Origin of the sequence: Chitinimonas koreensis (genome assembly GCF_014353015.1) — a bacterium.
Classification (GTDB): domain Bacteria; phylum Pseudomonadota; class Gammaproteobacteria; order Burkholderiales; family Chitinimonadaceae; genus Chitinimonas; species Chitinimonas koreensis.
This window is the reverse complement of the sequence record NZ_CP060704.1, coordinates 5,396,711-5,418,702: the sequence shown is the minus strand read 5'-3', so window position 1 is coordinate 5,418,702 and position 21,992 is coordinate 5,396,711. Positions and strand designations below refer to the sequence as shown.

17 protein-coding genes are annotated in these 21,992 nt (G+C 72.0%); 10 read left to right on the top strand and 7 right to left on the bottom strand.

Annotated elements, in window-relative coordinates; translation table 11 throughout:
• Nucleotides 1–31 precede the first annotated feature (31 nt).
• Nucleotides 32–448, top strand: a complete 417-nt coding sequence (locus H9L41_RS23065; protein ID WP_028447460.1) for a RidA family protein — start codon at nt 32–34, stop codon at nt 446–448.
• A gap of 128 nt (nt 449–576) precedes the next feature.
• Here H9L41_RS23065 and H9L41_RS25925 read toward each other — a convergent pair whose 3' ends face one another.
• Nucleotides 577–930, bottom strand: a complete 354-nt coding sequence (locus H9L41_RS25925) for an MBL fold metallo-hydrolase (protein ID WP_373282131.1) — start codon at nt 928–930, stop codon at nt 577–579.
• The gene (locus H9L41_RS25920; protein WP_308419553.1) at nt 927–1,562 is read right to left on the bottom strand and encodes an MBL fold metallo-hydrolase; all 636 of its coding nucleotides are present in this window, start codon (nt 1,560–1,562) and stop codon (nt 927–929) included. Before H9L41_RS25920 ends, H9L41_RS25925 begins: the two co-directional genes overlap by 4 nt.
• Nucleotides 1,563–1,677: 115 nt before the next feature.
• On the opposite strand from H9L41_RS25920, the gene H9L41_RS23055 reads away from it, so the two are divergent.
• Nucleotides 1,678–2,613 (top strand): LysR family transcriptional regulator, encoded by a 936-nt coding sequence (locus H9L41_RS23055; RefSeq protein WP_028447462.1) that lies wholly within the window; start codon nt 1,678–1,680, stop codon nt 2,611–2,613.
• A gap of 114 nt (nt 2,614–2,727) precedes the next feature.
• The gene (locus tag H9L41_RS23050) at nt 2,728–3,456 is read left to right on the top strand and encodes a GNAT family N-acetyltransferase (RefSeq protein WP_028447463.1); all 729 of its coding nucleotides are present in this window, start codon (nt 2,728–2,730) and stop codon (nt 3,454–3,456) included.
• A gap of 99 nt (nt 3,457–3,555) precedes the next feature.
• On the opposite strand, the gene H9L41_RS23045 is transcribed toward H9L41_RS23050, so the two are convergent.
• The 5 genes from H9L41_RS23045 to H9L41_RS23025 all read right to left on the bottom strand — a co-directional run bounded on the left by H9L41_RS23045 (nt 3,556) and on the right by H9L41_RS23025 (nt 8,591).
• Complete coding sequence (locus H9L41_RS23045) at nt 3,556–4,038, bottom strand: DUF6328 family protein (RefSeq protein ID WP_051319289.1); 483 nt, start codon at nt 4,036–4,038, stop codon at nt 3,556–3,558.
• A gap of 233 nt (nt 4,039–4,271) precedes the next feature.
• A complete protein-coding gene (locus H9L41_RS23040) occupies nt 4,272–5,390 on the bottom strand; it encodes a S41 family peptidase (protein ID WP_034607742.1) in 1,119 nt (372 codons plus the stop codon).
• Between the two features lie 93 nt (nt 5,391–5,483).
• Nucleotides 5,484–7,037, bottom strand: a complete 1,554-nt coding sequence (locus H9L41_RS23035) for a M56 family metallopeptidase (RefSeq protein ID WP_028447465.1) — start codon at nt 7,035–7,037, stop codon at nt 5,484–5,486.
• A gap of 23 nt (nt 7,038–7,060) precedes the next feature.
• Nucleotides 7,061–7,447, bottom strand: coding sequence for a BlaI/MecI/CopY family transcriptional regulator (locus tag H9L41_RS23030; RefSeq protein ID WP_051319290.1), 387 nt, complete (start codon nt 7,445–7,447; stop codon nt 7,061–7,063).
• Between the two features lie 148 nt (nt 7,448–7,595).
• Nucleotides 7,596–8,591 (bottom strand): helix-turn-helix transcriptional regulator, encoded by a 996-nt coding sequence (locus H9L41_RS23025; RefSeq protein WP_028447467.1) that lies wholly within the window; start codon nt 8,589–8,591, stop codon nt 7,596–7,598.
• A gap of 140 nt (nt 8,592–8,731) precedes the next feature.
• Between H9L41_RS23025 and H9L41_RS23020 the strand changes: the two genes are divergently transcribed.
• The 7 genes from H9L41_RS23020 to H9L41_RS22990 all read left to right on the top strand — a co-directional run bounded on the left by H9L41_RS23020 (nt 8,732) and on the right by H9L41_RS22990 (nt 21,986).
• The gene (locus H9L41_RS23020) at nt 8,732–9,310 is read left to right on the top strand and encodes a hypothetical protein (protein ID WP_051319291.1); all 579 of its coding nucleotides are present in this window, start codon (nt 8,732–8,734) and stop codon (nt 9,308–9,310) included.
• Between the two features lie 485 nt (nt 9,311–9,795).
• Complete coding sequence (locus tag H9L41_RS23015) at nt 9,796–10,014, top strand: MbtH family protein (RefSeq protein WP_028447469.1); 219 nt, start codon at nt 9,796–9,798, stop codon at nt 10,012–10,014.
• A gap of 200 nt (nt 10,015–10,214) precedes the next feature.
• A complete protein-coding gene (locus tag H9L41_RS23010; protein ID WP_028447470.1) occupies nt 10,215–11,360 on the top strand; it encodes an acyl-CoA dehydrogenase family protein in 1,146 nt (381 codons plus the stop codon).
• A gap of 22 nt (nt 11,361–11,382) precedes the next feature.
• Nucleotides 11,383–12,567 carry an acyl-CoA dehydrogenase family protein gene (locus H9L41_RS23005; protein ID WP_051319292.1) on the top strand — a complete coding sequence of 395 codons (1,185 nt, stop codon included), beginning with the start codon at nt 11,383–11,385 and terminating at the stop codon, nt 12,565–12,567.
• 22 nt (nt 12,568–12,589) lie between these two features.
• A complete protein-coding gene (locus tag H9L41_RS23000; RefSeq protein ID WP_051319293.1) occupies nt 12,590–14,449 on the top strand; it encodes a non-ribosomal peptide synthetase in 1,860 nt (619 codons plus the stop codon).
• A gap of 77 nt (nt 14,450–14,526) precedes the next feature.
• Nucleotides 14,527–21,042 carry a non-ribosomal peptide synthetase gene (locus H9L41_RS22995; RefSeq protein WP_187523611.1) on the top strand — a complete coding sequence of 2,172 codons (6,516 nt, stop codon included), beginning with the start codon at nt 14,527–14,529 and terminating at the stop codon, nt 21,040–21,042.
• Nucleotides 21,042–21,986: a TauD/TfdA family dioxygenase gene (locus tag H9L41_RS22990; protein WP_028447473.1), complete on the top strand. Its 945-nt coding sequence runs from the start codon at nt 21,042–21,044 to the stop codon at nt 21,984–21,986. The genes H9L41_RS22995 and H9L41_RS22990 overlap by 1 nt, the downstream gene beginning before the upstream one ends.
• Nucleotides 21,987–21,992 lie beyond the last annotated feature (6 nt).

Here is a 21,992-nt window from a genome sequence, read left to right as displayed (position 1 = left end):
TTCGTTCCTGTGAAATCCAAGGAGGTGAATCATGTCTGCACGCGACGTCGTCTTTCCGGCCGAGCGCCAAGCGCTGTACGAGCGGAACCGCTACTCGCCCGCCGTCCGTTCCAACGGCTTCCTCTTCATCTCGGGCCAAGTCGGCAGCCGGCCGGACGGTTCGCCCGAACCCGAGCTGGAAGCCCAGGTCAGGCTCGCCTTCGACAATCTGAACGCGGTGCTGGCGGCTGCCGGCTGCACGTTCAGCGACGTGGTCGACGTGACGGTCTTCATCGTCGATCCCGCCCAGAACTTCGAGCGGATCTGGAAGATATTCCCGGACCATTGGGGCGAGGCGCCTTATCCGACGCTGACCGGGGTGGGGGTGACCTGGCTCTACGGCTACCAGTTCGAGATCAAGGCGATCGCGCGGCTGCCCGAGTCCGCCGCTGCCGTGTCCGGCGGCTAAAGCTGCAAAGGCGAACGCCAGCCGCGGTTCCGGCCGGCCGGCGCTTGCATGTCCGAAGGCTGGCCGCAGCCTGCCGGCGCTCGAACGCAATCGGAAACGGGGCACGCCGTCGGCGCGCCCCGGCTCGTTCAGCGAGGAATCGAATAATTCGCCGGCACCCAGCCAAAGCCCGTTGCTTCCTTGCGCAGATGGCCGATGCCCGGGAAGGCGATATGCGCCGCCGCGACCCAGTAATGCTTGGCCGCCGCATCGGCGAACACCCGCTTGCGCTGCTTGGCTGCCGCCGGGCTGTCGATGTCGAACAGCACCGTCACCGCCGGATCGGGGAGCTGCACGTGCTGGGCGTGGACGGTGTCGCCCCAGAACTGCAGTTGCTGGTCGCGGCTTTCCACCACGTAGAAGGTATGGCCCGGCGTGTGGCCCGGCACGGCCACGCTGCGCACGCCCGGGAACAGCTCGGCGTCGCCGGCGAAGGTCTTCAGCCGGCCGGCGGCGGCATAGGGGCGAGCGCCGCGGAGGCTTCGAGGAAGGCGTGACGGTGGCGTTCGGCCGACTTGGCCGCGTTGGCCGGGTCGAGCCAGAACTGGGCCTCATGCTGGTCGGTGTAGACCGTGGCGTTGGGGAAGACCGCCTTGCCGTCGACCGTCAGGCCGCCCGAATGGTCGCCGTGGACGTGGGTCAGCAGCACCGCGTCGACGTCTTCGGCGCGGTAGCCGGCGGCCTGCAGGCTGGCCAGCAGCCGGCCGCCGCCGTTCTCGCCGAACAGCCGGCCGGCGCCGGCGTCCACCAGCAGCAGTTGCTTGCCGGTGTTGATCAGGAAGGCGTTGATCGAGGTCTCCACCTGACTGCCCAGCTCGGCGCGCGCCTGCAGGCTGCGGATTCGCTCCGGCGTGGTGTCGGTCAGGAGCTTGTCCAGCGGCAGCGTGACGGTGCCGTCGGACAGCGCGGTGATCTCGAAGTCGCCCAGCATCATGCGGTAGAAGCCGGACTGGGTCTTGACCTGCGGCGCGGCGGCCTGGGCGGCCTGCGGGGCGAGCGCGAGGCCCGCCGCCGGCAGCGCCGACAGGGCGGCGATCAGGGCGGAGCGGAGCAGGGTGGTGGTCAGGGCGGGCATGGATTCATTCTCTCGGTTCGATCGTTGCGGGGGCCGTCCGCGATGGAGACTTGCGTCGGCGGGTGCGGCAATGATCCAATCCGGGCTTGCATCGTTCAAATCGATTGAAAAGATAATGACCATCAAGGAAATCGATTTCCGCCGGGTCGACCTCAACCTGCTGGTGACCCTGCTGGTGCTGCTGCGCGAACGCAGCGTGTCGCGCGCCGCCGAGAAGCTCTACCTGGGCCAGCCGGCCGTCAGCGCCGCGCTGGCGCGCCTGCGCAGCCTGTTCGACGATCCGCTGCTGGTGCGCACCGCCCAGGGCATGGTGCCGACGGTCAAGGCGCTGGAGCTCGAGGCTGCGCTGAAGCCGGCCGTCGCCAACATCCAGTCGGTGCTGTTCGAGCCGACCGTGTTCGATCCGGCCGAGGCCGAGCGCACCTTCGTGCTCGGCATGCCCGACTGGGTGGAGATCTGGCTGATGCCGCTGCTGTTCACCCGGCTGCAGCGGCTGGCGCCGGGGCTGCGCATCGCGGTGAAGACCTCCGACCCGTTCCAGGTGCAGGACATGCTGGAGCAGGACGAGATCGCGCTGGCGATCCTGCCGTCCTGCTCCACCTTCGACAGCGGCACGCCGCCGCGCCATGCCCAGCCGCTGCGCAGGATGGGCTTCGCCTGCGTCTACGATCCGCGCCAGGTCGACCTGCCGTCGCCGCTGACGCTCGACCAGTTCCTCGCCTTTCCGCACCTGCTGGTCACCTACCGCGTCGCCAACGAAGGCGTGGTGGACCGCATGCTGGCCGAGCAGGGCCGGGTGCGCAGCCTGGCCTATACCACGCCGCATTTCGGCGTCCTGCCCAATCTGCTGCGCCAGCTGCCCGCGCTGGCCTGCGTGCCCGAAGTGCTGGCGGAACACTGGCGCCAGCATTTCGGCCTGGCGACCTCGCCGATCCCGCTGGCGCTGCCCGGCTTCACCGCCGGCATGATCTGGCATGTCACCCGCGACCGCGATCCGGCCCTGCGCTGGCTGCGGGCGCAGATCGAGGCGGTGGTGGCGGAGGCGATCTGACGGGAACGATCGGGCGCGGCGCCGATCGGGATCCTGCTCGGCATCCCGGCGCAAAAGGAAATAAAAGGAAATGGCCGGTCCCGCGTTTTCTCAACCATCGAATCGAATAGAGACATGTCCCTGTTTTCGCGAACGATCGAATCCTTCTGGCAAGACGCCTTCCGCGGCAGCGACGTGCTGTGCCGCAACGACGCACTGACGGTCGCGCTGGACCCCGGGCTGGACGAGGACCGCCGGGTCATGCTGCTGCGGGCCGCGGACGGCAAGGTCCGGGCGGTGCTGACCCCGGCGCTGGCCGACAAGATCCGGCTCGATCGCGGGCCGGATCTGACCGAAGCCGGACTGCGGCAGAAGCTGCACGACGGCGGCATCCAACTGCATGGCGCCGACTACGTCTTCCATTTCGCCGAGGCCGACAAGCAGGCCCTGCTGCAGGAGACGCCGCCGGCCGCCTTGCGCCGGCTGAGCGGCGCGGACGAGGCGGCGTTCGCCGCCTTCCAGTCCGCCGCGTCGGAGCAGGATCTGGACGATGCCTACGTCGAGCTCGACCACTGGGCGGTGTTCGGTGCGTTCGAGCAGGATTGCCTGGTCTGTGCCGCCAGCATGTACCCCTGGGCCGGCCAGCGGATCGCGGATACCGGCGTGCTGACCCTGCCGCCTGCGCGGGGCCGCGGCCATGCCCGCCGGGTCGTGCGAGCGATCGGCCGGCATGCCTGCAACCAGGGCTACGAGCCGCAATACCGCTGCCAGACCGACAACCGGGCCTCGGTCGCGCTGGCCCGGGCCGCCGGGCTGACGCTGTTCGCGAGCTGGGAAGTGGTCTCGCCCGATTCCGCCGAATAGCGGTACGCCGGCCGCGCATGCGGCCCGCCGTGGCCGATGCGGCCGAGCGCGGTGCGCCGTTTTTGCAGCATGGCGGGCAAGAACGCGCCTGCCCGCCGCTCAGCAATCCTTGCGGGATTTCCAGATCGAGGGGACCACCACCCACATCGTCAGGATCAGCACCGCGATGACGGTAGCGGCGATATTGCCCACCGCATGCCCGAGCACTTCGGACAGCACCAGCTGGGTGGCCAGCACCAGCGCGGTCCCCAGCATGCAGGCGCCCACCAGCATCTGCCGGCTGGCCAGCGTCTTGAAGCTTTCGCGCCGCCGCAGCGGCCGCATCAGCCGGTGCTGGACCGCCGGCGCGCTGAACAGCACCAGGCTGGCCACGGCCAGGACGAAGGTGGCGAGGAAGACCTGCTTCTCCGCCTGGACGATCCTGGCGAACCCCGGCATGAAGGGCACCGAGATCAGGAAGGCCGACAGCAGTTGCGCGGTCGGCAGCAGCACGCGCAATTCGCCCAGCAGGTCGGCGAGGTCGCCGTCCTCGTCTTCTTCGGTCGCCACGGTCGGGTCGTCAGGGCGGAATGAGTCGTTCATGCGGGCCTCGCTCGATCGGGAAGCCGCGGCTCGGCCTCGGGCGGCCGCGGCGGCGGCGGTCCGCCCGATGCGGACCGCCGATTTCCGATCGGTTCAGCAAGCGCCGTGCCATGGCACGACGCCGGCGGCCGGTGCCGCCATGCCGATCCTGCCCGTATCCGGCGCGTCGCGGCGCCGACCGGATGCCGGGCCGGCGAAGAAGGGCGAACCCGCCGGCTAGCCGGCCACGCGCCTCAGCGCCGGGCCGGCCGGTAGGCCGGCAGCTCCGCCTCGCCCTTGTCCAGCCGCGCCAGCGTGCGCTGCAGGCCTTCCTTGATCTCCGGGTCGGTGCTTTCCTTCAGCAGCTTGTCGAGCGCCGCGCGCCAGGCCGTTTCCAGCGCCTTGTCCGCCGGCACCGCCACGTCGGGCTTCACGCCCACGTGCTCCCAGTTGGTGCCGGTGACCGGGTTGATGGCGCGGCCGGTGGGAACGATGGCCACGAAGCCGTGCGGCAGCCCGAACGCGTCCACCGGGTTGGCGCCGCCGCCGGTGGTCTCGCCGACCAGGATGGCGCGCTTCTGCGTCTGCAGGTCGTAGGCGCATTCCTCGCCGCCGGAGAAGGTCTGCGCCGAGGTCAGCACGTAGACCGGCCGCGTGTAGCGCGGGCCGGCCACGCCGTGGGTCCAGTAGGCGCGCGTGGTGTTGGTCGGGCGGTTGTAGATGTCGTTCAGGTGGCGCTCGTCGCCCTCGGCGAAGAAGTGGCTCAGCAGCAGGGAGACGCCGGCGGGATCGCCGCCGCCGTTGCGGCGCAGGTCCAGGATCAGCGCATCGGTGCCGGCCAGCAGCGACAGCGCCGACTGGTAGGCCGTGCCGACCAGATAGGCGGACGGGAAGCCGCGCAGGTCGAGGTAGCCGACGTTGCCGGCCAGCCGCTCGACGCGCGCGATGCCCCAGGCCCGGCCGGCCGCGTCCTTGCGTTCCTCGGCCAGCTGCGCTGCCGACGGGGCCGCTGCCGGGCCGCCCTCGGACCTGAATTCCGGGTCGAATTCCACGCCGAAATGCTTGTCGCGGGCCAGTTGCCGCAGGTCTTCGGTGAGGATGGCGGCGAAGGCCTCGCTGGTCGTGGCCTGGTCGTAGCCGCCGCGGGCCGCCTTCGCCTTCACCGCGGCGATGGTCTTGCCGGTCTGCTCGGGGAAGACGTAGTTGGCGGCGATCTGCGTCGCCAGCGCGTCGAGCACCGCGCCGCGCGCCGCGGCGTCCAGCTTCTGGCCGGCCGCGGGGCCTTCCGCAGCGGCCGGGGCCGCCGCCAGCCACAGGCCCAGCGCGCACAGGGCGCCGGCGACGGCATTCTTCTGGATACTTCCGGCAAACATGTCACAGCCTTTCCGGGCGGATCGCCCGCGTTGGTCTACTAATCGATTAGGACGTCGGGTCGGAAAAAAGCGGCGCTTGGCGCGCCGCCGGGTTCAGCGCAGGGCGACCGATTCGAGCTGCAGCGGCGCGAAGCGCCAGGCGCCGTTCACGCGTCCGCCCACCGCGTGCACGGTGGCGCTGCCCTTGGGGCCGCGCAGCGGAATGTAGAGGTCGGCCGAACCGACCTGCCGGCCGGCCCAGTCGTGTTCCTGGATCGAGCCGTTCACCTCGGTGCCCGCGCTCAGCGGCGCGCCGAGCCGGGCCTGCAGCGCGGGGTCGGCCAGCGCCAGCCGCACGGCTTCCTTGTAGGCGCCGTTGTCGGCCATCGACGGCGGCTCGGGTGGCGCCGGCGGGGCGGGCGGCTCGGGCACCGCGGGCGGTTCGGGCGGGGGCTGCACCGCGGCCTGGATGCGGGCGTCGATCCACTTGCGCGCCGCGGCGTCGATGGCGGCCGGCTTGCCGCCGACGCGATAGCTTTCGCTCACCGTGCCGGACCCGCTCTCGGCCCGCCGGTATTCCCGCGACTGGCCGTCTTCGGTCGTCGCGATATGGATGTTGCCGTCATCGATCTCGATATGGGACGTCGTCGCCTGCCGCGACGCAGCCGGGCCGCGGGTGCCCGGCTCGGTCCCGGCGATGCTGGCCTGGGCCCCCAGCAGCAGCACCGCGCCGACCAGGCAGATCGGCAGCAGCGAGCGCTGCCAGCCCGGCGCCGGCGCGGCCGGCCCGCCGAGCAGGCGTTCCACCCGCTGCCGCAGCGAGCCGCCGTCGGCGGCCAGGGCCAGCCGCGGCGTTTGGCGGCCGCGTTCCAGCGAGACCAGCGCCTCGGCCAGCGCGATCGGATCGGTGCAGGCCGCCACTGCCAGGTCGTCGCAGGCGTGCTCGCGGTCCTGGCGGATCTGCCGGCTCAGCCACCAGACGGCCGGGTGGTAGAACAGGATGGCCTCGATCGCGCACTGCAGGCCGTTCCACAGCCAGTCCAGCCGGCGGATGTGGGCCAGCTCGTGGGCCAGCACGGCTTCGAGCTGGTCCGGCGCCAGGCCGCTGAGCATGCGCGCCGGCAGCCAGATCAGCGGACGCCAGGCGTGGGCGGTGCACGGCATGCCGGCCTGCCCGGTCAGCCGCACCCGGATCTCGCGGCGGATGCCCATCGCCCGCGCCATGTCCTCGACGCGGCGCTGCCAGTGCGCCGGCAGCGGTTGGCTCGCCGCCCGGCCCAGCTGGCCGACCTGGCGCATGCCGAGCGCCAGCCGCGCCAGCATCGCGCTCACGCCGAAATACCACAGCCAGGCCAGCCAGCCCGACGCGGGCAGGGCGGCCTGCACCGCCGGCGGCAGCACGTCGACGGCCGCCGCGGCCGGCACTGGGGCCTGCCAGATGCCGCCGCCCTGCGCCGCGGCCGATGGGATGGCCTGCAGGAAACTGGCGATCGGCGCCGCCGCCATCGCCAGCAGGAAGGCCATGCCCACCGCGTGGCGCAGGCCGGCGCGGCGCCGGTCGATGCAGGCCAGCGCGAGCGCGGCCGCCATCCCGAGCGCGGTCAGCTGGAACAGGGACTGCACGATCACGCCGCCGAGCGCGGCGTGCCATTGTTGAAGCGCGAGCATCTCATTCCTCCTGGTGTTCGGTTCTAGCGGCCACGGCGCGCCTTGGCCTGCCGGATCATGTCCTCGATCGCGTCGAGATCGGCCGCGCTGGCCGCGTCCGCGTCGAGCGCGCGCTGCACCAGCTGGGCGGCCGAGCCGGCGAAGGTGCGGCGCATGAAGTCCTTCAGCATGGCCGACTGCACCTGCGGCTCGTCGTGGGTCGGCCGGTAGCGGTGCGAACGCTCGGATTCGTCGCGCGCCAGCAGTCCCTTCTCGGTCATGATGGTCATCATCTTCAGCACGGTGGTGTAGGCCGTCTCCTTGTTGCGGGACAGCGCTTCGTGCACCTCGCGCACGGTGCAGGGCTGGCCGCGATCCCACAGCACGCGCAGGATGGCCAGTTCGCCTTCGGTCGCTTGCGGTTCGTTCATGGGCTGCTCCTCGTGTTTACTAATCGAATAGTACTAAGTGATTAGTAGATGTCAAAGCAGCATGGCGAGACAGGGCTGGCCGCTGTTGCGCCAGAACGACGGCCGGCGGCGGACGGCGCGGCCGATGGCATGCCGGGCCGTCAGCCGGTCACGAGCCGCCGGGGTCGTCGCCGCCGGCCGGCAGGTAGAGCGCCAGCACGGCGCGGGCCTCGTCCAGCAGCGCATCGCGCAAGGCCTGCGGCGCCAGCACCTCGACCTCGGCGCCCAGGCGCAACAGCTGGCGCGCCGAATATTCGGGCGTCTCGATCGGCATCTCGGCCTCGATCCAGCCGGCGCGCGCGTCCGGCCGGGCGCTGGCCTGCACCTGCTCGGCCGCTAGCGGGCTGACGGCGCGCAGGATGCGGCAACCTTCCTCCGACAGCCGGACCGTCGCCCGCTCCCGCATCAGCCGGCGTTCGAAATCGGCCACGGCGGCCGGCCAGTGCTCGGCCAGCTCGAAGCCGGCCGGGCGGCTGAAGCCGGTGTCCAGCACCTCGAGCGCGCGGATGGCCGAGACGCGGTAGCTGCGCGGCTTGCCGCCGGCGCGGCTGGCCACCAGGTACCAGAGCCCGCCCTTGAGTACCAGGCCCAGCGGCTCCAGCTCGTGGCGGGCCTGGCCCTGCCAGTTGTCGTAGTCGATGCGGATGCGCCGCTCGCGCCAGACCGCGCCGGCCAGCTCCGGCAGGCAGGGCGAGGCCTCGGTGCGGTGGTACCAGGGCAGCGGATCGATATGGAAGCGGCGGGCGATGCGCAGCGCGCCTTCGCCGGCGGCCACCGGCAGGCTGGCCATCAGCTTCAGTTGCGCCGCGGTCGCCTCGGCGCCCAGGCCCAGGTCGTGCGCCACGGTGGCGAGGCCGGCCAGCGGCAGGCTCTCGGCCTCGCCGGGCGTCAGGCCGGTCAGCCGGGTGCGGTAGCCCTCGTGCAGCGCGATGCCGCCCTGGCGGCCGCGCTCGGCATAGACCGGCACGCCGCTGGCGCTGAGCGCGTCGACGTCGCGGTAGATGGTGCGCACCGAGACCTCGAACTCGCGCGCCAGCGCCGTGGCCGACAGGCGGCCGCGCCATTGCAGCAGCATCAGGATCGAGAGCAGTCGGCTGGATCGCATGGTCGGAATGCGCGGGCAGGGCGGCAATACCTGTCATGGGTTGTCAGGTATCGGAGCGTAGCATCGCTTCCAGCCTGGAGCGCCCGCGGCGGCATGCCGGTGTGGCTCCCCGCCCTCACGACAACTGGAGAGAGACCGAAATGGACGAGACCCGCCGAACCCTGATCCTGGCCGCCGGCGCCGCGGCCCTGCTGCCTGCCGCCGCGCTGGCCGACGGCGCCCCGGCGCTGGACCCGGTGCCGCCGCTGCCCACGAGGCCGACGCCGGGCAAGCCGGGCGACTTCGACTTCCTGGCCGGCGAATGGAAGATCCGCCACTGGCGGCTGCCGCCCGGCGCGCAGCAGTGGGACCGCTTCGACGGCGAGGCCACCTGCTGGACCATCCTCGGCGGCGTCGGCAGCGTCGAGGAGCTGCGCATCCCGGCCCGCAACTTCAGCGGCATGGGCCTGCGCCTGCTCGACGTCGAGAAGCGGCAGTGGTCCGATTTCTGGGTCAACGCCAAGAGCGGCGTGCTGGCGCCGCCGGGCCTGAACGGCAGCTTCGAGGACGGCGCCGGCCTGTTCTGGGCCGAGGAGGAGGAGGCCGGCCGCAAGACCCTCTCGATCGGCATCTGGGACCGCATCACGCCACGCAGCTGCCGCTGGCGCCAGGCCGTGTCGGAGGACGGCGGCCGCAATTGGGCGCACAACTGGGTGATGGAGTGGCAGCGCGCGGCCTGAGGAGGGAACCGGGGCGATGTCCCGGCGCCCGTGCCTGGCCGTAGGAGCGGCTTCAGCCGCGGGCCTGGCCGTTGGCGGCTGAAGCCGCTCCTACGGGGGCTGTTCGGCAGCTCTCCATGCCGGCCATTCGGCACCCGCGACGGCGATTCGTCCGGGCGGACGAATCGCCTGCAACACATCTTTTAGTACCACTTGACATCCACTTGAGCGCTATGCCAAAGTGGGCCGATCAAACAATAATAAGCGCTGTCAAATTCTTTTTGAAATTTGACGGGCACTGTTTTCCCGCTCGAAACGCACCGACGACAGGCAATCCGATCCATATATCGGTGGCGGCTGCTGCACGTCGATGGGAATGGCGCATCGATTGCGACGAATAATATATTGATGCCGCCTCGGGATGAGGCGTCGCGGCAATTGAAAGGGCAGCACGCGGTATCGAGAGCTTGAGTGATTTGGGTGGTGGGGCCAATCAGGAGGAAGCGATGAGCGTCGACGATACGGAAAACAAGATGGCGTATCAGGTAGTGGTCAATGAAGAAGAACAATATTCGATCTGGCCCGCCGACAAGGAAATCCCGCTGGGATGGCGCGCAGTGGGCGAACAGGGTGAAAAGGAATCCTGTCTCGCATACATCAAGGACGTGTGGACCGATATGCGTCCATTGTCCTTGCGCAGGCAAATGGCCGATCAGGTTCCCTGATCGAGATCCATCGGTAAATAATCCGCGACCGTAAAGACCCGATGTTGGCGAATCGAATTCGCCGCATGTCGGCTGCGTGCGCCGCCGGATTATTGCGCCTATCGATTCAATGACGGTATTGCCCGCAATTGCGAGGCGTCGGGGCGGCTTGCCTTTCGATATGGATCTCGATTGCGGCATCGAACGGATCGGACTTGCGGATGAAGCCATTGCGTTCTTCATGGATGGATGCGGATCTCGAGCTGTATCGCGACCAGGTGCGGCGCTTCGTCGCGGCCGAGATCGTGCCCCGGCAGGCGGCATGGCGCGAGCAGCGCCGCGTCGACCGCACGGTATGGCGCCGCGCCGGCGAAATGGGCTTGCTGCTGGCCGACATCCCGGCAGCCTACGGCGGCGCCGGCGGCAGCTATGCCCATATGGCGGTGCTGTGGGAAGCGCTGGTGCAGGCCGACGAGGCCGGTTTCGGCAGCCACGTGCATGCGCTGGCCGCCCACCATATCCACCGCCACGGCACCGAGGCGCAGAAGCTGCGCTACCTGCCGCGGCTGGCCAGCGGCGAATGGATCGCCGCGATCGCGATGACCGAGCCCGCTGCCGGCTCCGACCTGCAGAACATCGCCGCCACGGCGGTGCGCCGCGACGGCGGATATCGGCTCAACGGCAGCAAGAGCTTCGTTTCCAATGGCCAATTGGCCGACCTGGTCCTATTGGCCGCCAAGACCGATCCTGCGGCCAGCCAGGGCGGCATTTCGCTTTTACTGGTGGAAACCGGGAATCTCGCCGGTTTCCAGCGCGGCCCGGTATTGGAGCTGATCGGCCGCCGCGGCCAGGATGCCTGCGAATTGTTTTTCGACGATGCATTCATTCCCGCCGATGCGGTATTGGGCGGCATCGAGGGAAAAGGCATTTCCCAGATCGGCAAGGCGATGCCTTACGAGCGTACCTTGCTCGGCATCGTCGCCGTCGCGGCGATCGAGCGTGCGGTCGAATTGACGGCCGATCATGCGCGCGGACGCAAACTGTTCGGCAAATCGCTGTTCGATCTGCAGAACACCCGTTTCAAGCTGGCCGAAGCGCAGACGCAAGCCGTGGTCGGCCGCGTTTTCATCGACTGGTGCATCGAACGGATGATCGCCGGCGATATGGAGGCCGATATCGCCGCGATGGCCAAATGGTACCTGACGGACATGCAATGCACGGTCATCGACGAATGCCTGCAATTGTTCGGCGGCTATGGCTATTGCCTCGAATACCCGATCGCGCAGATGTATGCCGATGCCCGGGTGCAGAAGATATACGGCGGCGCCAACGAGGTGATGAAGGAAATCATCGCCTACAGCATGTAGCAATCACCGGGGCGGAATTAAAGTGGTATTAGAAGAATCGCTGGAGACCGAATCGCCGGACACGGCCGGACCGCTGGACGCCGCCGACATCCTGGCCCGGGTGCGGGCGCTGCGGCCCGCGCTGCAGGCGCGCGGCGAGGAGATCGATGCGTTGCGCCGCATCCCGGACGACCTGGTCGAGGCGCTGCGGCACACCGGTGTGTTGCGCATGATGGCGCCGCGCGCCTGGGGCGGGCCCGAGCTGAGCCCGGTCGAGGCCAACGTGGTGCTGGAGGAGCTGGCGCTGGGCAATGCCGCCGTGGCCTGGTGCGCGATGATCCAGATGGACGGCGGCCTGTACGGCGGCTGGCTGCAGCGCGAGGCGGCCCGCCAGGTGCTGCCGCGGCTGGACATGGGCATGTCCAACGTGATCCGGCCGCAGGGCCGCGCGCGCCGCGTCGACGGCGGCGTGGTGGCCAGCGGCCGCTGGACCTTCGCCAGCGGCTGCCTGCACGCCGACTGGTTCGCCGGCGGCTGCCTGCTGGTCGGCGACGACGGCGAGACGCTGCTGCAGGGCGAAGCCGGCCAGCCGCTGCACCGCATGGTGCTGGTCCGCCGCGAGCAATTGCGCATCCACGACACCTGGCACACCACCGGCCTGCGCGGCACCGGCAGCCACGACGTCGAGATCGAGGCGCTGTTCGTGCCCGACCGGCATCTCTTCAGCTTCGACGCGCCGGTGCTCGACGGGCCGTACTACCGCTGGCCGGCCATCCTGTGCAGCAAGATGCCCGGCGTGGCGCTGGGCATCGCCCGCAGTGCCGTCGAGACCACCCAGGCCGCGTTGCGCGCCCGCGGCGAGGCCGCGCCGCAGCTGGGCCTGGCGCTGGCCGACGCCCGCACGCTGTACGCCGCCGCGCGCGCCTATGTGCACGACACGCTGGAAACGCTGTGGAGCCGGCTCTGCCGCGGCGAACAGCCGAACGAGCAGGAGCGCGCCGACGTCGTGCTGGCGCGCGCCCATGCCTTCCAGGCTTCGCGTTCCGCCGTGCAGCTGATGTACGACGCGCTCGGCGCCAGCGCTATCTATGCGCGCCAGTCGCCGCTCGACCGCCACCTGCGCGACATCAACACCGCCTGCCAGCACGTGATGGCCCAGCGCAAGGCGCAGCAGGCCGCCGGGCTGCTGCTGCTCGGCGTGCCGGGCGAGTCGTTCGGCTTCCTGTAGACGGCAACCCGGAATCCCGCCCATGCATCCGAATCCACTTCCCGCCGCCGCTCGCCAGCCCGACGCGATCGCGCTGCCGCAGGCCGTCCTGCCGACGCTGTTCGAGGCCCAGGTCGCCCGCACGCCCGATGCGGTCGCGGCCGTCTACGAAGGCACCGAGCTGAGCTATGCCGAGCTCGATGCGCGCGCCAACCGGCTGGCCCGGCTGCTGATCGCGCGCGGCATCGGGCCCGAGCAGCGCGTCGCGCTGGCGCTGCCGCGTTCGCTCGAACTGGTGGTCGCCATCCTCGCCGTCATGAAGGCCGGCGCCGCCTACGTCCCGCTCGACCCGGCCTACCCGGCCGAGCGGCTGGCCTACATGCAGACCGACGCCGCGCCGGCCTGCCTGCTGACCGTCGCCGCGCTGGCGCAGCGCCTGCCGCCGGGCGTGCCGCCGCTGCGGCTCGATGCCGGCGAGCTGGCGGCGGAGCTGGCCGCGGCCTCGCCGCTCCCCCCGGACGACCGCGACCGCCGCCAGCCGCTGCGGCTCGGGCATCCGGCCTACGTGATCTACACCTCGGGCTCGACCGGCTGGCCCAAGGGCGTGGTGGTCAGCCACGCCGGCCTGGCCGACCTGGCGGCCGGGCAGATCGGCCGCTTCGCCGTCGCGGCGGATTCGCGCGTGCTGCAGTTCGCCTCGCCGAGCTTCGACGCCGCGGTGTCCGAGCTGTGCCTGGCGCTGCTGTCGGGCGGCCGGCTGGTGCTGGCGCCGGCGGCCCGCCTGCTGCCGGGCGACGCGCTGGCGCAACTGGTCGCGGAGGCCGGCGTCACCCACGCCACGCTGCCGCCGTCGGCGCTGGCCGCGATGGCGCCGGGCAGCCTGCCGGGCGTGTCCACCCTGGTGGTCGCCGGCGAGGCCTGCCCGGGCCGGCTGGCGGCCGCCTGGTCGGCCGGCCGCCGCCTGATCAACGCCTACGGGCCGACCGAGACCACGGTGTGCGCCAGCATGAGCGGCCCGCTGGCCGGCGACGCGCCGCCGCCGCTGGGCGAGCCGATCCGCGGCATGCGGCTCCATCTGCTCGATGCCGCGCTGCGGCCGGTCGCGGACGGCGAAGTCGGCGAGCTCTACGCCGCCGGCGCCGGCCTGGCGCGCGGCTACCTGGGCCGGCCGGAGCTGACCGCCGAGCGCTTCCTGCCCGATCCGTCCGGCCCGCCCGGCGGCCGCATGTACCGCACCGGCGACCAGGCCCGGCGCGAGGCCGACGGCAGCCTGACCTTCCTCGGCCGGGTCGACCAGCAGGTCAAGATCCGCGGCCACCGGGTCGAGCCGGCCGAGGTCGCGGCGCGGCTGGCCGCGCTGCCGGGCGTGCGCGAGGCCGCGGTGCTGATGCGCGAGGACCGGCCCGGCCAGCCGCTGCTGGTCGGCTACGCGGTGCCGGCGGCCGAGACCGGCTTCGACGCCGCCCTGCTGCGCGGCCAGCTGGCCGAGCTGCTGCCCGACTACATGGTGCCGGCCGCCGTGCTGGCGCTGCCCGCGCTGCCGCTGACGCCCAACGGCAAGCTCGACCGCGCCGCGCTGCCGGCGCCCGATTTCGCCGCCGGCGGCGTGGCGGCGCCGCGCACGCCGAACGAGGAGACGCTGGCCGGCCTGTTCGGCGAGGTGCTCGAGCTGGGCCGCGTCGGCATCGACCAGGGCTTCTTCGACCTCGGCGGCCATTCGCTGACCGCCACGCGGCTGATCAGCCGCATCCGCTCGATCTTCGGCGTGGAGCTGGAACTGGACGACGTGTTCGCCACGCCCACCGTGGCGGCGCTGGCCGAACGGCTCGACCAGGCGCCGGCGGCGCGCATCCGGCCGACGCTGCCGCTGCGCGCCAACCGCAAGCCGGCGCCGGTCGCCTGAGACCGGCCCGGCCACACGGGCCAGGCCGCGCCACGCGGGCAGCGGCCGCCAAGAACACAGCAGGAGAGGGGAAGCCGGTGCAACACCTATACGACGACGGCGGTGCGGACGAGGCCGTGCCGCTGTCCTACGCCCAGCGGCGGCTCTGGTTCCTCGACCGGCTGGACGGCCCGAGCGCCACCTACAACATCCCGCTGGCGCTGCGGCTCGACGGCGAACTCGACCCGGCGGCGCTGGCCGCCGCGCTGGCCGACGTGGTCGCGCGGCACGAGAGCCTGCGCACGCTGTTCCGCGACCGCGACGGCCAGCCGTACCAGCACATCCTGCCGCCGGACGCCGCCGCGATCGCGCTCGAACGGCGCGACATCGCCGCCGCCGGGCTCGACGACGCGCTGCTGCAGGATGCGGTGCGGCCATTCGACCTCGAACACGCGCTGCCGCTGCGCGCCACGCTGTACCGGCTGGCGGCCGACCGCCACGTGCTGCTGCTGGTGCTGCACCACATCGCCGGCGACGGCTGGTCGATCGTGCCGCTGGCCGACGATCTCGGCGCGGCCTACGGCGCCCGCCGCGACGGCCGGGCGCCCGCCTGGGCGCCGCTGCCGGTGCAGTACGCCGACTACACGCTGTGGCAGCGCGAGCTCTTGGGCGATCCGGCCGACCCGGCCAGCCGGATGGCCGAGCAGCTCGGCTACTGGCGCCAGGCGCTGGCCGGCCTGCCCGAGCTGACCGCGCTGCCGCTCGACCGGCCGCGGCCGGCGGTGGCCGGCCACCAGGGCGACAGCCTGCGATTCCCGCTCGATCCCGCGCTCTACCAGGGCCTGCAGGCGCTGGCGCGGGCCCACCGCGTCACGCTGTTCATGCTGCTGCAGGCCGCGCTGGCGACGTTGCTGGCCCGGCTCGGCGGCGGCGACGACATCGCGCTGGGCAGCCCGATCGCCGGCCGCACCGACGACAGCCTGCACGCGCTGGTCGGCTATTTCGCCAACACCCTCGTGCTGCGCACCGACACCGGCGGCGACCCGACCTTCGCGCAGCTGCTGGCGCGCGTGCGCGCCGGCAACCTGGCCGCCTACCGCCACCAGGACCTGCCGTTCGACCGCCTGGTCGAACAGCTGAGCCCGGCCCGCTCGCTGGCCCACCACCCGCTGTTCCAGGTGATGCTGGTGCTGCAGAACAACGTCGAGGCCGGCTTCTCGCTGCCGGGGCTGCAGGCCGAGCCGCTGCCGCTGCTGCTGCCGATCGCCAAGTTCGACCTCACCTTCAATCTGTTCGAGCGGCGCCGCAGCGGCCAGCTCGACTGCATCGTCGAATACGCGACCGAATTGTTCGATCGCGCCGGCGTCGAGCGCATCGCCGGCCGGCTGGTGCGGCTGCTGCACGCCGTGGCGGCGGCGCCGCAGACGCGGCTGTCGGCGTTGCCGCTGCTGGACCCGGCCGAGCGGGCGCTCATCGTGGACGGCTGGAACGACACCGCGACGGTCTATCCGGCCGACGGCGCGATCCACCGCCTGTTCGAGCGGCAGGCGCGGCAGCATCCCGACCGCGTCGCGCTGGTATTCGAACACCGGCGCCTGAGCTACGGTGAACTCAACGCGCGCGCCAACCGGTTGGCCCACTGGCTGGCGGCGCGGGGCGCGGGGCCGGATGCGCGGGTGGCCCTGTGCCTCGAGCGCTCGGTCGAGATGGTGGTGGCCCTGCTGGCGGTGCTCAAGGCCGGCGGCGCCTACGTGCCGCTGGACCCGGACCAGCCGGCCGAACGGCGCGCCGGCATGCTGGCCGACGCGGCCGCCGTCGTGCTGCTCACCCAGCGCCATCTGCAGGCCGGCTGTCCGGCCGCGCCGGCGGTGTTCTGCCTCGATGACGACGACGCGGCGGCCGCGCTGGCCGCCCAGCCCGACCACGACCCGGCGCCGGCCCTGCGGCCGGGCAACCTGGCCTACGTGATCTACACCTCGGGCTCGACCGGCCGGCCCAAGGGCGTCGGCGTCGACCACGCCGGCATCCTCAACCGGCTGCAATGGATGCAGGCCGCCTACCGGCTCGACGCCGACGACCGGGTGCTGCAGAAGACGCCCTACGGCTTCGACGTCTCGGTGTGGGAATTCTTCTGGCCGCTGGCCTACGGCGCGCGGCTGGTGCTGGCGCGGCCCGGCGGCCAGCAGGAGCCGGCCTACCTGGCCGGGCTGATGGCCGAGCAGGCCATCACCACCGTGCACTTCGTGCCGCCGATGCTCGAGGTTTTCCTCGCCAGCGTCGAGCCGGAGGCCTGCCGCTCGCTGCGGCGGGTGGTGTGCAGCGGCCAGGCGTTGCCGCCGGAACTGCAGCGGCGCTTCTTCGCCGCGCTGCCCGGCGTCGCGCTGCACAACCTGTACGGCCCGACCGAGGCCTCGGTCGACGTGACGGCCTGGACCTGCCGCGCCGACGCCGGCCTCGCCTGCGTGCCGATCGGCCGGCCGATCGCCAACATCCGGATCCATATCCTCGATGCCCACTTGAACCCGGTGCCGGCCGGCGTGGCCGGCGAGCTGCACATCGCCGGCGTCGGCCTGGCGCGCGGCTACCTGGGCCGGCCGGACCTGACCGCCGCCGCCTTCATCCCCGACCCGTTCGGCGCCGAGCCGGGCGCGCGCATGTACCGCTCGGGCGACCTGGCGCGCTACCTGGCCGACGGCAGCATCGAATACCTGGGCCGGCTCGACCACCAGCTCAAGCTGCGCGGCTTCCGCATCGAGCCGGGCGAGATCGAGGCGGCGCTGGCGGCGCTGCCGGCGGTGCGCGAGGCGCTGGTGATGACCCACGGTAACGTGGGGGGCGGTGATGTGGGAGGCGGTGACGCCGGCCTGGTCGCCTACCTGGTGCCGGCGGACGCCGCCGATGCCGTGCCGCCGGCCGCCGAACTGCGCCGCCTGCTGGCGCAGCGCCTGCCCGACTACATGGTGCCGGCCCATTTCATCGTGCTCGAACGGCTGCCGCTGACGCCGAACGGCAAGGTCGACCGCAAGGCGCTGCCGGCACCCGGGCGGCAGGGCGGGCAGGACGACCTGGCGCCGCGCGACGCGACCGAGGCGATGCTGGCGCAGATCTGGCGCGAGCTGCTCGGGCTCGAACGGGTCGGCGTGCGCGACGACTTCTTCGCGCTCGGCGGCCATTCGCTGCTGGCCGTGGCGGTGGTCGAGCGCCTGCGCCGCGCCGGCCTGGCGGCCGAGGTGCGCACGCTGTTCGCCCATCCGACCATCGAAGGCCTGGCCGCCGCGCTCGGCGCCGGGTTCGCCGCCGCGGCGGTGCCGCCCAACCGCATCCCGGCCGATGCGCAGGCGATCACGCCCGACATGCTGCCGCTGGTGGCGCTGACGGCCGAGGCCATCGCCGCGATCGTCGCGGCGGTGCCCGGCGGTGCGGCCAACGTGCAGGACATCTACCCGCTGGCGCCCTTGCAGGAAGGCCTGCTGTTCCACCACCTGCGCGAACGCGAGGGCGATGCCTACCTGACCACGCTGCAGTTCGCCTTCGCCGACCGCGAGCGGCTCGACCGCTTCGCCGCCGCGCTGCAGGCAGTGATCGACCGGCACGACATCCTGCGCACCGTGGTGGTCTGGCAGTCGCTCGACCAGCCGGTCCAGGTGGTGCTGCGCCGCGCCGCGCTGCGCATCGAAGAGGTCGAAGCCGACGGCGACGTCGCCGCGGAGCTGCGCGCGCGCTACGACCCGGCCCGTTACCGGCTCGACATCGGCCAGGCGCCGATGATCCGCGGCTTCGCCGCCCGCGATGCGGCCGGCGGCCGCTGGCTGCTGCACCTGCTGCAGCATCACCTGATCGACGACAACCTGAGCCTGCAGCGGATGTTCGCCGAGCTGCGCCGCATCCTGGCCGGCGAAGCCCGGCTGCTGCCGGCCGCGCTGCCGTTCCGCCACTTCATCGCCCAGGCGCGGCAGGGCGTCGATGCGGCCGAGCACGAGGCCTTCTTCAACGCCATGCTCGGCCGGGTCGACGCCACCACCGCGCCGTTCGGCGTGGCCGCGCTGCCGGCCGGCGGCGCGCTCGACCAAGTGCGGCGGCCGCTGCCGGCCGAGCTGGTCGAGCGCCTGCGCCGGCAGGCCCGCACCTGCCGGGTCGGCACGGCCAGCCTGCTGCACCTGGCCTGGGCGCTGGTGCTGGCGCGGCTGACCGGGCGCGGGGAGGTGGTGTTCGGCACCGTGCTGTTCGGCCGGCTGCAGGGCGGGCAGGGCGCGGCGCAGGTGATGGGGCCGTGCATCAATACGCTGCCGATCTGCCTGCGCGTCGACGGCGTCGGCCTGCGCGACGGCCTGCGGCGGACCCATGCGCTGCTGGCGCAGCTGCTGCGGCACGAGCACGCGCCGCTGTCGCTGGCGCAGCGCTGCAGCGGCGTGGCCGCGCCGCAGCCGCTGTTCGCCTCGCTGCTCAACTGCCGCCGCGGCGAGGGGGAGTTCGGCGCCGACCTGATGGACGGCGGCGCGCTGATCCATGCCGAGGAGCGCACCGATCTGCCCTTCGTGGTCTCGGTCGACGAGCTGCCGGACGCCATGGTGCTGGCCGTCCAGGCCGGCGCCGGCATCGCGGCGCAGCGGCTGTACGACTCCATGCAGGCGGCGTTGGCCGCCTTGGCGCAGGGCCTGGAGCAGACACCGGAGAGGCCGGTCCGCGCGCTGGACATCCTGCCGGCCGGCGAACGTGCCCAGTTGCTGGCCGGCTGGAACGCCACCGCGCGGCCGTATCCGCGCGAGGCCACCTTGGCCGAGCTGTTCGAGGCCCAGGTGGCGCGCACACCCGGCTTGCTGGCGGTGGTCGCCGCCGATGGCCAGCTCAGCTATCGCCAGCTCGACGCGCGCGCCAACCGGCTGGCGCATGCGCTGCGCCGCCGCGGCGTCGGCCCCGACGTGCTGGTCGGCCTGAGCCTGCCGCCCTCGCTCGACCTGGCGGTCGCGCTGCTGGCGATCCTCAAGGCCGGCGGCGCTTACCTGCCGCTCGATCCCGAGCTGCCGGAGCAGCGGCTGGCCTATCTGCTCGACGACGCCGCACCGGCGCTGATCCTGCGTCGAAGCGGCCAGGCTGCTTTGCTCGAAGGCATCACGGTGCTGGCGCTCGATCGGCTGGAAGCAGAACTGGCCTGTTGCCCGACCGATCCGCCGCCCCTCACGACCCGGGCCGATCACCTGGCCTACGTCATGTACACCTCGGGCTCGACCGGCCAGCCCAAGGGCGTGCAGGTGACCCAGCGCAACGTCAGCCGGCTGGTCTGCAACAGCGACTACTTCGCGCTCGGTCCCGGCCAGCGCGTGCTGCACCTGGCGCCGCTGGCCTTCGACGCCTCGACCTTCGAAATCTGGGCGCCGCTGCTCAACGGCGCGACGCTGGTCCTGCCGCCGCCGGGCTCGCGTTCGCTCGAACGGATCGGCGAACTGATCACCGGCATCGACACGCTGTGGCTGACCGCCGCGCTGTTCAACCAGCTGGTCGAACACCGGCTGCCGCAGCTGGTCACGGTGGGCCACCTGCTGGCGGGCGGCGAGGCGCTGTCGGTGCCGCACGTGCGCAAGTTCCTGGCGGCCGGCGGCAAGCTCAGCAACGGCTATGGCCCGACCGAGTGCACCACCTTTTCCTGCGTCCATCCGCTGCCGCTGGGTGCCGGATTCGGCGCAGCGGCGCCCGACGCAGCGGCGCCCGACGCAACGGCGCCCGGCACTTCGGTGCCGATCGGCCGGCCGATCGCCAACGGCCAGGCCTATATCCTCGACGACCGCTTCGAGCCGGCGCCGGTCGAGGTGGCCGGCGAGCTGTACATCGCCGGCGACGGCCTGGCGCGCGGCTACCTGAACCGGCCGGACCTGACGGCCGAGCGCTTCCTGCCGTGCCCGTTCGGCCAGCCTGGCGCGCGCATGTACCGGACCGGCGACCTGGTGCGCTACCTGCCGAATGGCGAGATCGAGTACCTGGGCCGGATCGACCGCCAGGTGAAGATCCGCGGCCTGCGCATCGAGCCGGGCGAGATCGAGGCGGCGTTGCTGGCGCAGGGCGAGATCAGCGAAGCGGCGGTATTGGCGCGCGAGGACGAACCCGGCGACAAGCGGCTGGTGGCCTACCTGGTGCCGCAGCCGGGCCGGCAAGTCCCGGCCGCGCCGGAACTGCGCAGCCGATTGCAGCAGACGCTGCCCGACTACATGGTGCCGGCCCACTACGTGTCGCTCGACGCGCTGCCGCTGACCGCCAACGGCAAGCTCGACCGCAACGCGCTGCCGGCGCCGCAACGCCGGCGCGGCGAGGCCGGCTACGTCGCGCCGCGCAACGAGACCGAAGCGGTGCTGGCGCGCTTGTGGGCCGAGGTGCTGAAGCTCGAACGCGTCGGCGTGCACGATGACTTCTTCGCGCTCGGCGGCCACTCGCTGCTGGCCACCCGGATCATGTCGCGCAGCCGGCGCGAGCTCGGCGTCGAGCTGCCGCTGGAGGCGCTGTTCGAGCGCGCCACCGTGGCCGGCCTGGCCCAGCGCTACGACGAGATGAAAAGCCTGCTCGAACCGTGCGCCGAGCCCGGCGCCGACGGGCCGGCAGAGGACATCGAGGAGGTCGAGTACTGATGGACGCCCCAATCGCGACGGCCGGCCAGCAGGCCGGTCTTCGAGCCCTTCCCGCGGCCGAACTCGCCGACGGCTTCGCCGCGATGATCGACGCCCGACCGGGCCAGGCGCTGGACGAACTCGACGGCGCCGCCGCCCGCGCCGTGGTGCAGCGCAGCGGCGCGCTGCTGCTGCGCGGATTCTCCGGCGGGCAGGACGGCTTCGAACGCTTCAGCCGCAGCGTGGCCGAGCGCTTCGTCCACAACGGCAACGACAGCCGCGAGGCGCTCGGCGACGGCGGCAAGACCCGCTCGGTGACGCCGGGCCACAACTTCGTCGGGCCGCATTCCGAGTTCTCCTACATGCCGTTCCGGCCGGACCTGCTGTTCTTCTACTGCGCGCGGCCGGCCCGCACCGGCGGCGCCTCGCTGCTGTGGGACGGCGTCCGGCTGTGGGACGCGCTGCCGGAAACGGCGCGGGCCATGTTCCTCGACAAGCGCCTGCACTATCGCTACCGCGCGATCGCGCTGGACTTCTTCGCCCCGCTGTTCGGCACCGCCGACCATGACGCGATCTTCGCCGCGCTGATGGCGATCCCGGGTGCGGCCTGCCTGCGCAGCGGCGATCGGGTCGACTTCGACTACAGCGTGCCGGCCCAGGTGCACAGCCTGCTCGACGGCCGCTACGCCTTCTCCAACAGCATCGCCGTGTTCCCGCAAACCGCCTTCGACGACGGCACCACGCTGGACCCGGCCCTGCGCGCCGACCTGCTCGAACTGGCGCTGCGCCAGACGGTGACGCTGGAGCTGGCCGCCGGCGACGTGCTGATCGTCGACAACTGGCGCGCCATGCACGGCCGCACGGCCTTCGACGACGCGGAACGGCGCATCTGCATCCGCATGGGCTACCTCGGCGCCGCGGCGCCGGCGCACTACTCGGCCGAGCTGGAAGAAATCGAATACTGAGCGCCG